Origin of the sequence: Pseudomonas sp., from assembly GCF_030696055.1 — a bacterium.
Classification (GTDB): domain Bacteria; phylum Pseudomonadota; class Gammaproteobacteria; order Pseudomonadales; family Pseudomonadaceae; genus Aquipseudomonas.
In genome coordinates this window covers 1-15,460 of record NZ_JAUYNP010000197.1, presented here as the reverse complement: position 1 = coordinate 15,460, position 15,460 = coordinate 1, and the positions used below count along the sequence as shown (strand labels likewise).

Annotated in this window: 11 protein-coding genes and 1 pseudogene; 8 read left to right on the top strand and 4 right to left on the bottom strand. The window is 64.3% G+C overall.

Annotated elements, in window-relative coordinates; translation table 11 throughout:
• Positions 1–19: 19 nt before the first annotated feature.
• The 8 genes and pseudogenes from Q8Q83_RS11455 to Q8Q83_RS11420 all read left to right on the top strand — a co-directional run.
• Positions 20–252 (top strand): annotated as a pseudogene (locus tag Q8Q83_RS11455) (type III PLP-dependent enzyme); the annotation flags it as partial.
• 182 nt (positions 253–434) lie between these two features.
• Positions 435–2,666, top strand: a complete 2,232-nt coding sequence (locus tag Q8Q83_RS11450; RefSeq protein WP_305623832.1) for a TonB-dependent siderophore receptor — start codon at positions 435–437, stop codon at positions 2,664–2,666.
• 68 nt (positions 2,667–2,734) lie between these two features.
• The gene (locus Q8Q83_RS11445; RefSeq protein ID WP_305623809.1) at positions 2,735–3,418 is read left to right on the top strand and encodes a Fe2+-dependent dioxygenase; all 684 of its coding nucleotides are present in this window, start codon (positions 2,735–2,737) and stop codon (positions 3,416–3,418) included.
• Between the two features lie 220 nt (positions 3,419–3,638).
• Positions 3,639–5,996 carry a sulfite reductase flavoprotein subunit alpha gene (locus Q8Q83_RS11440; protein ID WP_305623806.1) on the top strand — a complete coding sequence of 786 codons (2,358 nt, stop codon included), beginning with the start codon at positions 3,639–3,641 and terminating at the stop codon, positions 5,994–5,996.
• A gap of 61 nt (positions 5,997–6,057) precedes the next feature.
• On the top strand, positions 6,058–6,804 hold the full coding sequence (locus Q8Q83_RS11435) for a 5-oxoprolinase subunit PxpA (RefSeq protein ID WP_305623804.1): 747 nt from the start codon (positions 6,058–6,060) through the stop codon (positions 6,802–6,804).
• A 52-nt stretch (positions 6,805–6,856) separates the two neighbouring features.
• Positions 6,857–7,534 carry a 5-oxoprolinase subunit PxpB gene (gene pxpB / locus Q8Q83_RS11430; protein WP_305623802.1) on the top strand — a complete coding sequence of 226 codons (678 nt, stop codon included), beginning with the start codon at positions 6,857–6,859 and terminating at the stop codon, positions 7,532–7,534.
• Positions 7,531–8,451, top strand: coding sequence for a biotin-dependent carboxyltransferase family protein (locus Q8Q83_RS11425; protein ID WP_305623800.1), 921 nt, complete (start codon positions 7,531–7,533; stop codon positions 8,449–8,451). The genes pxpB and Q8Q83_RS11425 overlap by 4 nt, the downstream gene beginning before the upstream one ends.
• Positions 8,452–8,512: 61 nt before the next feature.
• A complete protein-coding gene (locus tag Q8Q83_RS11420) occupies positions 8,513–10,159 on the top strand; it encodes an ankyrin repeat domain-containing protein (RefSeq protein ID WP_305623798.1) in 1,647 nt (548 codons plus the stop codon).
• A gap of 193 nt (positions 10,160–10,352) precedes the next feature.
• Here Q8Q83_RS11420 and Q8Q83_RS11415 read toward each other — a convergent pair whose 3' ends face one another.
• The 4 genes from Q8Q83_RS11415 to Q8Q83_RS11400 form a co-directional block, all read right to left on the bottom strand.
• Positions 10,353–11,690 carry a sensor histidine kinase gene (locus Q8Q83_RS11415; RefSeq protein ID WP_305623796.1) on the bottom strand — a complete coding sequence of 446 codons (1,338 nt, stop codon included), beginning with the start codon at positions 11,688–11,690 and terminating at the stop codon, positions 10,353–10,355.
• A gap of 300 nt (positions 11,691–11,990) precedes the next feature.
• Positions 11,991–13,532, bottom strand: a complete 1,542-nt coding sequence (locus tag Q8Q83_RS11410) for a DUF3369 domain-containing protein (RefSeq protein ID WP_305623794.1) — start codon at positions 13,530–13,532, stop codon at positions 11,991–11,993.
• A 131-nt stretch (positions 13,533–13,663) separates the two neighbouring features.
• Positions 13,664–14,635: a peptide ABC transporter ATP-binding protein gene (locus Q8Q83_RS11405; RefSeq protein WP_305623792.1), complete on the bottom strand. Its 972-nt coding sequence runs from the start codon at positions 14,633–14,635 to the stop codon at positions 13,664–13,666.
• A partial coding sequence (locus tag Q8Q83_RS11400) for an ABC transporter ATP-binding protein (protein ID WP_305623790.1) occupies positions 14,635–15,460 on the bottom strand: 826 nt, incomplete at its 5' end. The genes Q8Q83_RS11400 and Q8Q83_RS11405, both read right to left, overlap by 1 nt.

Genomic DNA, 15,460 nt, shown 5'->3' with positions numbered 1-15,460 from the left:
TTGCTGATGTAAGTTTTTTGAAACAATAGCCGGGGGAAAGCGGTTCCCGATCTGGACCGAGAAGAAGGGGGAGAGACGGCTAGAGCCTGGCCAATCTGCGCCAGCGCCGATCTCAGGTGCAGAGCCACAAGTACGGCCTGCCGGTGAGTCTGGTCACCGGCACTGCCTCTACTGGCGGTCCACTGGTGCCTGCACCACCAGCTACAGCGCGGTGGAACTCAGCTGCCCGCCGCGAAATCCTTCTACCTATGAGCCCAAGCGCTGCATAAAGGCCCGGCCACACACTGTGTGGTCGGGCCTTTGCGTTTAAGGGCTGTGCCCGGGATGCTGCGGGAAGTGGGAAAGTTCCCGCTGAAATCGAAATATCTATTGTTTGATAGTAATTATCAAATAGAATTACGCCTCATTCCGGATGGAGAGTAGTTCTTATGAGCATGAGTCTGTTGTCTTCCAGCTTGCCGCAACGGCGTTTACTGGCTTCCGCCATCGGCCTGGCCGTGGCTTCTTATGCCTGCGCCGGCCTGGCCGCTGCTGGCGAGAAAACCCAGGCCGTCGAGCTGGGCGCCGTCAACGTGCAGGGCAAGCAGGAGCAGCAAGAGAAGGAATACAAGGTCGACAGCGCTTCCTCGCCGAAATACACCGCGCCGCTGCTGGACACTCCGCAGACCATCACAGTAGTGCCGGCCGCCGTGATCAAGGAGCAGAACGCCCTGAGCCTGCGCCAGGTACTGGGCAACGTCTCGGGTATCACCTTCGGTGCCGGCGAAGGCGGAGCCTATGGTGACAGCATCAACATCCGTGGTTTCAGCGCCACCAACAACATCATGCTCGACGGCCTGCGCGACAGCGCCAATATGACCCGCTCCGACATGTTCAACCTGGAAATGGTCGAGGTGGTCAAAGGTCCGAGCTCGGTGTATGCCGGCGCCGGCGCCACCGCCGGTTCTATCAATATGGTCAGCAAGGCCCCGAGCCTGCGCGCGCGCAATAGCCTGCAGGCTGGCCTCGGCACCGATGGCTATCACCGCCTGGCCGCCGATATCAATCAGCCGCTGGAGGGCATCGAAGGCGCGGCCTTCCGCCTTAACCTGATGGCCCATGAGAACGATGTGGCCGGTCGCGAGCAGATCAATTACGAACGCTGGGGCATCGCGCCGTCCGCGTCCTTCGGCCTGGGCACCCCGACCCGCCTGACCCTCAGCTACCTGCACCAGTCCGACCAGAACCTGCCGGACTACGGCTTGCCGGCCATTGGCGGCAAGGTGCTGGGTGGCGTCGATCAGGACGACTATTTCGGCTTGCGCAATATCGATACCGAAGAGGTCGATGTCGATGCACTGACCGTTAAGTTCGAGCATGACTTCAATGAGCTGGTCAGCCTGAGCAATATCGCCCGCTATAGCGAAACCGATAACCGCACCGTGGTGACTCGCAGCTATGTGCAAACCGCTGGCAACGGTATCAACCCGGGCCAGTTCAAGTACCGCATAGGAACCAACGGCAACGGTCGTGACACCACCACCAAACTGGCGATCAACCAGACCAACCTGACCTGGAACTTCGCCACCGGTTTTATCGACCATAGCCTGGTGACTGGCGCCGAAGTTTCCCGTGAGACCCTGGAGCGCACCAATTTCCAGAACGTGATCCTCAATGATGTGTATGACCTGGATAATCCGCCGGGTTATTACACGGGGCCGCGTAATAAGGTCGATAAGGCTAGCCTGGATGCCGAGCTGACCGATGGTGCGCTCTATGCCTTCGACACCCTGGCCTTGAGCGAGCAGTGGGACCTCAACCTGGGCGTGCGCTGGGAGCGCTACGAGGGGGAGAACGACAGCCGCACCCTGGCCACCGGCGTGCGCACGCAGCTGGAGTCGAGCGACGAGATGCTTAGCGGTCGCGCCGGTCTGGTCTATAAGCCGGTGGAGAACGGCGCCATCTACCTGGCCTGGGGCAACTCCTTTAACCCCTCGGCCCAGGCGCTCGCCACCACCGGCACCGGTCTTAATGTCGGCAACCAGAATCTCGACCCGGAGAAGAACGAGACCTGGGAGCTGGGCACCAAGTGGGAACTGCTGGATCAGCGTCTGGCGCTGAACGCCGCGATCTTCCGCGTCGACAAGACCAATGCTCGCGTCGAGTTGGTCGATGGCAGCTATGAATTGCAAGGCGAACAGCGGGTACAGGGCTTCGAGCTGGGCGCCTCCGGCAAGCTCACCGACAAATGGCAGGCTTTCGCTTCCTACACCCAGCTGAGCAGCGAGTTGCTCAAGGCCGCCCCGGGTGAGGACGCAGTGCAGGAAGGTCAGGCCCTAGCCAACACGCCGCCGCGCTCCTTCAGTATCTGGACCAGCTATCAACTGCCGGCTGATTTCGAGATAGGTTACGGCGCGCAGTTCGTCGACCAGCGCAATGTGGCCCTGGCCACCGGCGATACCCCGCCGCAAGCCAGCCGCGCCAAGATCGATTCCTATTGGGTGCATGGGGCCATGCTCGGCTATCAGGTCAACAAGGAGCTGGATCTGCAGCTGAACGTCAATAACCTGTTCGACGAGGAATACTACGATCGCATCCGTACCAACGTCGGCACTACGACCAATAGTGGCGGCCTGGTTCCCGGCGACGGTCGTTCGGCCATCTTGACCGCCAACTACTCGTTCTAGGGCTTCAACCGCACTAACCCAGAGCCCCGCCATCCGGCGGGGTTTTGGCGTATCAGGAGATCACCGCGATGATGCTGCATATTCCCCAGGTCCTCGGCCCCGAGCAGGTCGCCGAGTGCCGCCAGTTGCTCCAGCAGGCGCAGTGGATCGATGGCAAGGCCACCGCCGGCTTCCAGTCGGCCATGGCCAAGGACAACCTGCAATTACCGGCGGATTCGCCACAGGCGCGGCATATGGGCGAGCTGATCCTGGCCGCGCTGAGCCGCAATCCGCTGTTTATCTCCGCGGCGTTGCCGAACAAGGTGTTTCCGCCGCTGTTCAACTGCTACCAGGGCGGCCAGTCGTTCGGCCTGCATGTGGACAACGCGGTGCGCGAGGTGCGCGGCACCGGCGAGAAGATCCGTACCGACCTGTCGGCCACCCTGTTTTTCACCAACCCCGAGGAGTACGACGGCGGCGAGCTGCTGGTGGAAGACACCTACGGCGCGCATAGCGTCAAGCTGCCGGCCGGCGATCTGATCCTCTACCCGTCCACCAGCCTGCACCGGGTCAATCCGGTGACTCGCGGCGCGCGGGTCTGCTCGTTTTTCTGGCTGCAGAGCATGGTACGCGACGACGGCCAGCGCACCTTGCTGTTCGATCTGGACAGCAGCATCCAGCAGCTCAACCGCGAGCTGGGCGCCGGCCATGCCAGCAGCGTGCAGCTGACCGGGGTGTACCACAACCTGCTGCGGCGTTGGACGGATATATAAAGCGCATGAGGTGGCGACAGGCGTAGCCCGGATGAAATCCGGGAATGGTGGTCCCGGATTTCATCCGGGCTACGGTGTGAGATGCAGCAGGCATAGGGCGGACATGCCGCCAGGCTTGTCCGCCATCCAGGCCGCCAGTCGTGGACAAGGCTCCGCCATGTCCACCCTACAAAGAGGCAACCCGAGTGAAATCAGGGGCGCTAGCTGTGAGCACGGTTCTATGGTGAAGAAAATTCTGTTTCAGCTGCACTGGCTGTTCGGTATCAGCGCCGGCCTGGTGCTGGCCCTGATGGGCGTGACGGGCGCGGCCTATTCGTTCCAGGACGAGTTGCTGCGCGCGCTCAACCCCGAGACCCTGCGGGTCGAGGTACGTGGCAGTGGCGTGCTGGCGCCCGCCGAGCTGGTGGCGCGGATCGAGACCGCCAGCCAGCAGCGGGTGGTTGGCCTGAACGTGGAACTGCGCAGCGGCCATGCCGCCCGGGTGAACTTCGCCCCGCCGCCGGGTGAGCGCCGTGGCGCGATGCGCTATGTCGACCCCTATAGCGCCGAGCTGCTGGCCGAGCCGCGTGGGCAGGGCTTTTTCGAGCTGATGCTGCGCCTGCACCGGGCGCTCGCCCTGGGCGACACCGGCAAGCCAATCACCGGCGCCTGTACCCTGATCCTGCTGTTCTTCTGCCTCTCCGGCCTGTATCTGCGCTGGCCGCGGCGCGCCTTGAACTGGCGCGCCTGGCTGTGCCTCGATTGGGCCAAGCGCGGCCGCGCGTTCAACTGGGACCTCCACGCGGTGGCCGGTACCTGGTGCCTGGCGTTCTACCTGTGCGCCGCGTTGACCGGCCTGTATTGGTCCTACGACTGGTATCGCGAAGGCCTGACCTGGCTGCTCAGCAGTGAGCCGGCCGGCCAGGAGCGCGGTCGCCGTGGCCCGCCGCCCAGCGCTGGCGAGATGCCCGAGGTGAATTACCCGGCGCTCTGGGACGGTTTGCAGGCGGCCGCCGGGGCGCAGCTCAGCGCCTATAACCTGCGCCTGCCTGCCGCGGCCGGTGCGCCTGCCACTCTGTTCTACCTGCTTGACGATGCACCCCACGAACGCGCGCTCAACCAGCTGGCGCTCGACCCGCAGACGGGCGCGGCGGGGCGACACCAGCGCTATAAGCAGAGCGCTTTTGGCGATCAGTTGCTGACCAGCCTCTACGCCCTGCATGTCGGCAGCTACTTCGGCCTGCCCGGGCGCATCCTGATGCTGCTCGCCAGCCTGGCCATGCCGCTGTTCTTTATCACCGGCTGGTTGCTGTACCTCGATCGCCGTCGTAAGCAACGCGCCGTCGCGGCCGCCCGCGGGGCGCTGGGTGCGCCCGCGCAAAACGCCGGCAGCTGGCTGATCGGCTTCGCCAGCCAGAGCGGCTTCGCCGAACAGCTGGCCTGGAGCACGGCCGGGCAACTGCAGGCGGCGGGCCTGGCGGTCAGCGTGCAACCCTTGGCCAGGCTGGACGAACAGGCGCTGCGCCAGGCACGCAATGCCTTGTTTGTGCTCAGCACCTTTGGCGACGGCGAGGCGCCGGACAGCGCCCGCGGCTTCGAGCGCCAGCTGCTCGGCCGCACGCTGGATCTGCCGCATCTGCGCTACGCCATGCTGGCCCTGGGCGATCGGCAGTACCGGCAGTTCTGCGGCTTCGCCCAGCGCGTGCAGGGCTGGCTGACCCAGCAGGGCGCCCAGAGCCTGTTCGCCCCGGTGCAGGTCGATGGTGGCGACGCCGCGGCCTTGGCCAACTGGCAGCAGCAGCTGGCGAGCCTGACCGGCAGCGCCGTGGCCACGCCGCCGCAACAGCCCGTCGCCGAGTGGCGCCTGCTCGGGCGCGAATGCCTCAATCCGGGCAGCGCCGGAGCGTCGACCTTTCTGGTTCGCCTGCAGCCCCTGGACGCAACGGCCTGGCAGGCCGGCGATATCCTCGAAGTGCTGCCGCGCAACGCCGCCGAGCTGGGCTGCCGTGACTATTCCATCGCATCCTTGCCCGCGGACGGCGTGCTGGAGCTGATAGTGCGCCAAGAGCGGCACGCAGACGGCTCGCTCGGCCTGGGCTCCGGCTGGCTGACCGAGCAGGCGCCGCTGCTTGCAGCGCTGCTGGCGCGGGTGCGGCGTAACAGCAGCTTTCACGGACCAAGCGATGAGCGTCCGCTGATTTTGATTGGCAACGGCACTGGCCTGGCCGGGTTGCGCAGCCTGCTTAAGGCACGTATTGCCCAGGGCCGTCAGCGCAACTGGCTGCTGTTTGGCGAGCGCAACGCCGCCCATGACTGCTATTGCCAGGCCGAGCTGCAAGCCTGGCTGGCCAGCGGCGACTTGGCGCGCCTGGACCTGGCCTTCTCCCGCGACCAGGAACACAAGCGCTATGTGCAGGACTGCCTGGGCGAGGCCGCCGAGCAACTGCGCGAGTGGCTGGCCGAGGGCGCGGCCATCTACGTCTGCGGCAGCCTGGAGGGCATGGCCGGCGGTGTCGATCAGGTGCTGCGCGAGGTGCTGGGGTCGGTGGCGCTCGAGGCGCTGCTAGAAGAGGGCCGCTATCGCCGTGATGTCTACTGAGTTCCGGCCCGGGTGCCGTCGGCTACTGGTGCCACTGCGGCTGGGGCTCTAAGCTTGTCCCATGAAAACTATCTTGCTGAACTGCGATATGGGCGAAAGCTTCGGCGTCTGGAGCATGGGCGATGACGCCCTGGCCATGCCGCTGATCGATCAAGCCAACCTGGCCTGCGGCTTCCACGCCGCCGATCCCCTGACCATGCGCCGCACCGTCGAGCTGGCGGTGCAGCATGGGGTGAGCATAGGCGCCCACCCGGCCTATCCCGATATGGTCGGTTTCGGCCGCCGGCATATGGCCTGTTCGCCGGAGGAGGTGACGGCGCTGGTGCTCTATCAGCTTGGCGCCCTGGATGCCTTCTGCCGCGCCGCCGGCACCCAACTGGCCTACGTCAAACCCCATGGCGCGCTGTACAACGACCTGGTGCGCGACGATGCCCTGCTTGCCGCGGTGCTGGAGGCCTGCTCCCTGTACCGCAAGGGCTTGCCGCTGATGGTACTGGCGCTGGCCGACAACAGCCGCGAACTGCAACTGGCCGACGAGGCCGATGTGCCGCTGATGTTCGAGGCCTTCGCCGACCGCGCCTACCAGTCAGACGGCCAGTTGGTGCCGCGGCGCTTGAGTGGCGCGGTGCACCATAAGCCGGAGCTCATCCTCAGTCAGGCCCTGGCGATCGCTCAGGGCGAGCCCTTCGCCGATATCGACGGCAAGCCCTTGCGGCTGCGCGCCGACAGCCTCTGCGTACATGGCGACAACGCCGATGCACTGGCCGTACTGCGGCGTTTGCGCGCCAGGCTGGACAGCCTGCAATGAATGGCGCCGGCGGTCGTACGCAGCGGCGCCGCGCTGGGGCGCTGGACGCCTTATGATCCGCCTGGAGCCGGCCGGTGCCGAAGCCCTGCTGCTGGTGCTGGCCGAGCAGCCGGACGCGCTGCTGCCGCAACGCATCGCCCTGCTGACCGAGCGCATTCGCGGTGAGCTGGGGCCGTTCTTGACCGACCTGGTGCCGGGCTGGACCAGCCTGCTGCTGCACTACGACCTGTGCCGCACCGATCACCTGCAGCTGGCCGAGCGGCTCAAGCCGCTGCTGGAGCGCTGGATAGACGAGCCCTCCAGCAAGCTGGCCTGCCGCCTGCACGAAATCCCCATCTGTTATAGCGGCGAGGACCTGCCCGAAGTCGCGCGCCTGTGCCGGCTCAGCGTCGCCCAGGTGATCGAGCTGCATGCGGCGGGCGACTACCACGTCGGCGCCATCGGCTTCGCCCCCGGCTTCGCTTATCTGGGCGAGTTGCACCCGCGCCTGGCGCTGCCGCGCCGCGCCACCCCGCGTCTGGCCGTGCCGGCGGGCAGCCTGGCGATTGCCGAGCGGCAGACGGCGATCTACCCGCACAGCTCGCCGGGCGGTTGGCACCTGCTGGGGCGTTGCCCCTGGCCGCTGTTCGATGTCGCCCGCGTGCCGCCCTGTCCCTTGGCCCTGGGTGATCTGGTGCGCTTCCGGGTGATCGATGAACGCAGTTTCGTCGCCGAAGGCGGCCAGCTGTGAACGGCCTGCGGGTGCTCAAGTCCGGCCCCTTGAGCCTGTTGCAGGATGGCGGGCGGCGGGGCTGGCAACACCTCGGCGTGTCCCCCAGCGGGCCGCTGGATATGCACGCGGCGGCCTGGGCCAATCGCCTGCTGCACAACCCCTGGGGCACGCCGCTGTTGGAGGTCGCCTTGGGCGATCTCGAGCTGCAGGCCGAGCTGGATACCTGGGTGGCGGTCTGCGGCGCAGATATGCCCCTGTGTGTGGATGAAGAGCCGCAGCCGCCCTGGTCGCGTTTGCCGCTGCGGGCCGGGCAGCGCCTCAAGCTGGGTTTTGCCCGCAGCGGCCAGCGCGCCTACCTGGCGGTGGTCGGCGGTTTTTCGGTCGAGCCGGTATTGGGCAGCGTCAGCACCCAGCAGCGCGAACACCTCGGCGGCCTGCACGGCGAGGGCGCCCAGCTGCAGGTCGATGATCTGCTGCCGTGTCGCTCGGGCAGCTTCGTCCTTAAGGCCAGCGTGCCCTGGCCCTATCTGCCGGACTACAGCTGCAAACCCTTGCTGCGGGTGATTACCGGCGGCGATGCGGCCCACTTCGAGGAGGACCAGCTGCAGGGCTTCTTCGCCCGCCACTGGCAGCTCAGCCCGCAGTCCGACCGCATGGGCGCGCGCCTGCTCGGCGAGGCCCTGCAGGCACCCGCGCGGCAGTGGTCGCTGGGCGTCGGCCGCGGCGCCATCCAGGTGCCGCCGGACGGTCAGCCGATCATCCTGCAGGCCGACCACCAGACCATGGGCGGTTACCCGCTACTCGGCTGGCTGCACCCGCTGGACCAGAGCCGCCTGGCGCAATGCCCGGCCTACCACGAACTGCGCTTTACCCCGGTCAGCGTCAGCGATACCCAGGCCGAGCTGCGCGAGTTCTATCAGTTTTTCGGACGCTAACACTGCGGTAACGATTAATAGCGTTGTTTCAGGAAATGCCTAATCAGGGAAGGCGAAAAATATGAAGCTGCATGAATGCGCCCAGGCTGGCGATATTGCCGGCATGGGCCGTGAGTTGACCCAGGGGGCTCGAATAGATGCATTGGATCGTGATGGTCTCAGCGCGTTAATGCGCGCCGCGGCGTCGCCCGCTGCGAGTGTTGCAGCCATCGGCTTTTTACTTGAACGGGGAGCGGATGTACGGCAAGCAGGAAAAAGACGCGCACCGCCTGCTCTGATACACGCAGTACGTGCAGGAAGTGTCGAAAAGGTCGCGGTGTTGCTCGATGCTGGAGCTGATATTACGGAGGCATTGTCCTGCGCGGTATTCAGCGTGCGCGCTGCTTTGCCGATGATCGAGCTTCTGCTTGCGAGAGGGGCTGACATCGAGACGGTAAACCATGCCGAGCTTGGCCCTTCTCCTCTGCTGTCTGCTTCGAGGGTCGGGCGTTTCGAGGTGATCCGCCTGTTACTGGCGACGGGTGCCGACCCGCAACCTTTGGCGTGGACGGCGCTGATGCAGGCTATCGCCTGGGGGAGCTTGGCGGACGTGCAGGCCCAACTGAGTGCGGGTGTCGATCTGACTGCTCGCGATTCTTGGCAGCGCACTCCTTGGTTGCTCGCGCTGCAAACAGCAAGCGTGGCGAAAGCCGAACTGTTGCTGAGTTCGGGAGCGGATCGCAGGGATCAAGGACGATGCGGCAAACAGCCGCTGATGTACGCTCTCGGCGAAGATACCGGCATGTTGCTCTGGCTAATTGAGCAGGGCTTCGATCTTGAAGCCCAGGATGAGTTTGGGAAAACCGCATTGGCAGAGGCCGTTAGCTACTCGGAGGTTGCATCAGTCAAGACACTGTTGCAGGCAGGGGCACAGTTTGATCGAGAGATCATTGCAAGTGCCCGCACGCGTGAAGTGGCCAGCGTGCTGCTTGAATACGGAGCCAGGCTTGATGATCTCGACTTCACCGTTCGTAGCCAGATTATCGGCTGCCGGGGTGATCGAAGAGTGCGAGTCGATGAAGCCGATTATCGCGCGGCCAAGCACCGACGCTTTGGCACCAGTAATCCAGAGCTATTTGATGAAGCGTTCTGGCTAGGCATGGTGGATTGTCGAGCAGGTGCTTGGGAGCCGCGGCTTAAATTTGATGGCAAAGACAGAGACGAGGATGGAGAGGCGGTTTGGTGTTTCGAGCGCTTCGGTTGTTCAGTTAGCCGCCTAGCGGATGGCCGCTATATCGAGATTGCTGGGGAGCATGAAGATTTCTATGACCCAGACTTCTGCATCTACAACGATGTGGTGGTACACGACGGTCATGGTGACATCAGCATCTATGGATATCCGCGCGATCTGTTTCCACCTACCGACTTCCACAGCGCCACTGTTGTCGGTGACTACATCTACATCATTGGCTGCCTGGGTTATCCCAATGACCGAATACCAGGATATACGCCGGTTTTCCGCCTGCATTGCAGCACCTTGGTCATCGAGAAAATTGAGACCAGTGGTCAGAACCCTGGTTGGATATACCAGCACAAGGCTTGCGCACTAGGTGAGTCGGCAATCCGTATCGCCGCGGGTGAGGTGGTTGGTGCGCAAGGTGAGGAAGTTCCGAATATGCATGCCTATCTGCTTGATCTAACGACCTTGACTTGGACTTGTTCGTCTTAAGTATTTCGAGCCAGCCGCAAGGTGTTATACCCGCGGGAGCCGCAAGCGGTTCCCGCCATCATTGAAGATTGCGAGCAAGGCTGCGCCGCTTTTGCAGAGTCAGCGCTTACCCGTTGATTTTTTCCGCGCACAGGCAAGCCACTTACCGCGCAGTGGTTCGGCACTGTGTAGCCCTGGTAGGTGGTGTATTAGGTTAAGCCTCTAACCGCAGCGGCAGGCGAATGGCGATAGCCAGGCCGCGCGCGCTGTCGGCTAGAGCAATCTCGCCGCCCAGGCTGGTGACTATGTTGTAGGCGATATGCATGCCTAACCCGGAGCCGCCTTGCCCGCGACGGGTGGTGAAGAAGGGCTCGAACATGCGCGCCCGCACGGCTGCCGGAGCGCCCACGCCATCGTCGGCAAACAACAAGTGAACCTGACCGTCCTGCACCCGGCCACTGACCCTGATGCTGCCCGGCGCTGTGTCGGTAAAGGCGTGGGTGAGGCTGTTCATGATCAAGTTGGACAGCAGCTGGGCTATTTTCCCGGCCGGCAGGTGCACGCGCACATCAGGTTGCAGCTCGAGCGAGTGGCTGACTCCCGCCTTCTTCAACTCGGGGCCATGGGCGGTAAAGATGCTGCCGATATACTCGGCCAGATCGAAGTCGCTGATCTGCAGGTTGCTCTGATCCACGGCCAACTGTTTGAAGTTGCCGATCAGGTTGGCGGCGCGATGAAGATTGTCCTCAACCAGGCTCGCCCCCAGTTGCAGGTGGCTGACCAACTCCTGCAGCTCCGAGCGCTTTACCGCGCCGCCCGCGAGTTTCTCCAGCAGTACCGCGGCAAACTCGCGCAGGCCAGACGCCGCGGTAATGGCCACGCCAATCGGGGTGTTCACCTCATGGGCAACCCCGGCCACCAAGGCGCCGAGGGCGGCCATCTTTTCCTGCTCGATCAGCTTGCCCTGCGCTTGGCGCAAGACCTGGGTGCGCTCTTCGACTATGCGCTCCAGGGCCTCTTCGCGATCCTGGTGCTGCAGTTCGGCAGCGCAGCGGGCGGCGAAGATCGACAGCAGCGACAAGGCCAGTAAGCGCTTGTTCTCATCCATCGGCCGCTTGTCCAGGGCGACCAGAATGCCGAGGGTTTTGCCCTGGGTATCGATCATCGGCATGCCGATATAACTCTCGGCCTGCATATCGACGAGCAAGGTATCCAGCGGGAACTCCTGGCAAATATTGCTGGCGTGAAAGCACATGCTCTGGTCGGCGACATTGCTGCAGGGGGTGTGCTCGAGGCCATAGCGCATATTTGGCAGGAAGTCCTCGCCGGCCCATATCGCCAGGGTCTGATTGAATTCCTGGCCCTGTTCGTCGTGGACGAGGCGCCCGGCTATCACATAGAACACCTCCAGCGCGGCGGCCATCTCCCGCACCAGCACGCGGAAGAAGTCATCGCCACGCGCCCGCGAGGTGGTATCGGTGATATGCCGCAGCGCCACCTCCGCCAGCTTGCGTCGGTCAATTTCATCAAACAGCTGTTGATTCGCAGCCATAGTGCCTCCACTGCAACCTGTCGCACTGGGACGCCCGCAACCAGAGCGTCCGGGATTAAGGGTACGAGCCTGTTCAAAGCCTGCTGCGCGTCGGGCTGACTGCGTTAAAAATGGCCTCGGGATGCTCATTTACAGCGAGTAAACTCCGCTCCCTCGGCCATTTTTGCCTTGTCTGCCTCTAGCTCGCGAGCCTTTGAACAGGCTCTCTGCCGAGCGCCATGGCCATCCCCATTACTGCGCCGCGTGCTTGGGCGCCTGCCGCAGACTTATGCAATAGCGCTGCGCAGGCCCAGCAGGCGCTTAGTTAGCGGGATAGCGCCGATAGATGTCCTGCAACAATTCCAGGCGCTGCAACAGCAGGTCGACCAGGTGCGGATCGAAGTGTCCGCCGCGCTCATTGCCGACATATTCCAGCGCCTGCTCCAGGGGCCAGGGCGCCTTGTAGCAGCGGGTGCTCACCAGCGCATCGAGCACATCGGCCAGCGCCGCGATACGCCCGGCGATATGGATCTGCTGCGCGGCCAGTTGCCGCGGATAACCCGTGCCATCCCAGCGCTCGTGATGCTCGTGGGCGATCACCGCGGCCAACTGCAGGACCCGCTTGTCGGAACTGTTGAGCAGTTCATAGCCGAGCCGGGCGTGCTGTTGCATGACCGCCCACTCCTCGGCGTCGAGCTTGCCCGGCTTGCTTAGCAGCGCATCCGGAATGCCGATCTTGCCGACGTCATGCAGGGGCGCCGCCTGGCGCAGATCGGCCACTTCGCGCTCCGGCAAGGCCAGGGCGGTGCCGAGCAGGGCGGCAATTTCACCCACCCGTTTGACATGCGCGCCGGTTTCTTTGGAGAGCTTCTCCACGGCCTCGCCGAGGATGTAGATGGTGGAGCGCTGGGTCTCCTCCAGATCAACGCACAACAACAGGGTCTCGTAGGTGATGGCCACGTTGGCGGTGAAGATCTCCAGCAGTTCGCGCGCCTCATCCTCGATGCAATCGGCGAAGGACATGTACACCACGGTCTCGCTGCCGGACTTGCTGCGGTAATAGCAGGCCAGATACCTTTCCCCGAAGTGGTGCTGCTTCTCCTGCAAGGTGCGTTGCAGCGCCTGCTGTATTTCGCTTGGCAGCTCCTGCACATCCGCGTCGATGTGCAGCCGCGAGTACGCCTGGGTAGCCGCCAGCACTTTCATATGGCCCTCGGCGGAACAGGCGGTGTAGGTTTCCAGGCGGCTGACGCAGAGACCCTCGCCATTGAAGTTGAGCAGCTGGTTGAGCTGCTCCAGTACCGCGGAGGCAAAGGCGCGCAGGTTCTGTGAGTCGTAAATCGCCGAGATCGCATCGATGGTCCGGCGCAGACCCTGGCGCGCCAGTTCCAGGCGCATCAGGTCGCGATAAGCGCGCAGGCCGGCGTAGAACACCGAAATAAGCTTGCTGCGGGTGAGCTCGGTTTTTTCCTTGTAGTCATTGATGTCGTAGGCCTTGATCACCAGTTCTTCCGGGGCCTGGCCGGGCTGGCCGGTGCGCAGCACTATGCGCACATTGGGGTTGCCCAGGTCTTCGCGGATCCAGCGCGCCAAATCCAGTCCGGCATGTTCGGTTTCCATCACTACATCGAGTAGCACCAGGGCAATGTCGTGGCGGCTGGCCAAGAGTTCGCGCGCCTCGGCGGCGCTGTAGGCATTGAGGAAGGCCAGCTGGCGGCCATCGAACTCGAAATCGTTCATGACCAATTGGGTAACTTTATGCATGGCCGGCTCATCATCGACGATCAGCACTTGCCAAGGCGTTAAGCGCGGCAATTCAGGCGCGGCCTCTGGCTCATCGGCAAACAACAGATCGGGTGACATTTCGGCGCTCCCGTGACCTCCAACAGCCCGTTAACCGCTAACTAATCAGCATAGTTCAAAAGCTGTGCGGTCAGGCCGGGGCGGGGGGCAACGCCCTGCGGGCGCAGGGCGGGCGTCTAGATGACCAGCGTTTAGCCGTTGATGGTTTCCGCATGATGGCAGGCCACCTGCCGCGCATCGAGCAGGCGCAGCTGCGGTTGTTCGCTGCTGCAGCGCGCACTGGCATAGGGGCAGCGCTGGTGAAAGGCGCAGCCGCTGGGGGGCGCCAGCGGGTTGGGCAGCTCGCCGCGGATCTTGATCTTCGGCTTGCTCGGGTCCGGATGGATGGTCGGGGTCGCCGACAGCAGGGCCTGGGTATAGGGATGCAGCGGGCGACTGTAGATCAGCTCCTTCGGCCCCATCTCCACCGGGCGGCCGAGGTACATCACCAGCACCTCGTCGGCGACATGCCGCACCACCGAGAGGTTGTGCGAGATAAACACATAGCCGGGGTTGAACTCCTCCTGCAGGTCCCTAAACAGGTTGAGCACCTGGGCCTGGATCGACACGTCCAGGGCCGAGGTCGGCTCGTCCGCCACCAGCACCTTGGGTTGCAGCATCATCGCCCGGGCCAGGGCGATGCGCTGGCGCTGGCCGCCGGAAAACATATGGGGGTAGCGCTGGTAATGCTCGGGGCGCAGGCCGACCTGCTGCATCATCGCCTGCACCTTGTCGCGGCGTTCGGCGCGCGACAGCGCGGTGTTGATCAGCAGCGGTTCGCCCAGCTGGTCGCCGACCTTCTGCCGCGGGTTGAGCGAGGCGTAGGGGTTCTGGAACACCATCTGCACGTCGCGGCGCAGTTGCTTGCGTTGCGCCTTGCTGGCGCCCGTGACCTCCTGCCCGGCGATCTGCAGGGAGCCCGAGCTGGGCTGCTCGATCAGGGTCAGGGCGCGGGCCAGGGTCGACTTGCCGCAGCCGGACTCGCCGACCACGGCCAATGTCTTGCCGGCTTGCAGTTCGAAGGACACGCCGTTCAGCGCCTGCACCTGGGCGCTGGGCTGGAACAGGCCGCGGGAGATTTCATAGTGGCGGGTCAGGTCTCGGGCAGTCAGGACAGCGCTCATTAGGCCACCTCCGCAGTCAGGTTAAGCGGGTAGAAGCAGCGCACCGCGCCGCGTGCGTGAGCATCCAGGCTCGGCCGCTGCTCGCGGCAATGTGGCTGCACATAGGGGCAGCGCGGCGCCAGCAGGCAACCGAGAGGCCGGTCGTAGCGCCCGGGCACTATGCCGGGCAGGGTGGCCAGGCGCCGTTGGCCCAGGCTGTGCTCGGGAATGGCCTTGAGCAGCGCCTCGGTATAGGGGTGGCTCGGCGCGTCGAACAGCTGCGGCACGCTGCCGATTTCCACCGCTTGCCCGGCGTACATCACGCACACGCGTTGGGCGGTTTCGGCGACCACGGCGAGGTCGTGGGTGATCAGCACCAGGCCCATAGCCTGTTCGCGTTGCAGGTCGAGCAGCAGGTCCATGATCTGCGCCTGGATGGTCACATCCAGGGCCGTGGTGGGTTCGTCGGCGATCAGCAGCTTGGGTTCGGCGGCGATCGCCATGGCGATCGCCACTCGCTGGCTCATACCGCCGGACAGCTGGTGCGGGTAGGCATGCAGGCGGCTGGCGGCGGCGGGGATTTCCACCCGCTCGAGCAATTGCAGGGCGCGGGCGCGAGCGGCCTGGCCTTTCAGACCCAGGTGCTGGCGCAGCACTTCCTCGATCTGGAAACCCACGGTAAAGCTGGGGTTGAGGGCGGTCATGGGGTCCTGGAACACCATCGACAGGTCCTTGCCGACTATATGCCGGCGCTGGCGGCCCTTGAGCCGCAGCATGTCGGTGCCGTCGAACTGCAGGCTGTCGGCCTGGACCAGGCCGGGGGCCTCGATCAGGCCCATCAGCGCC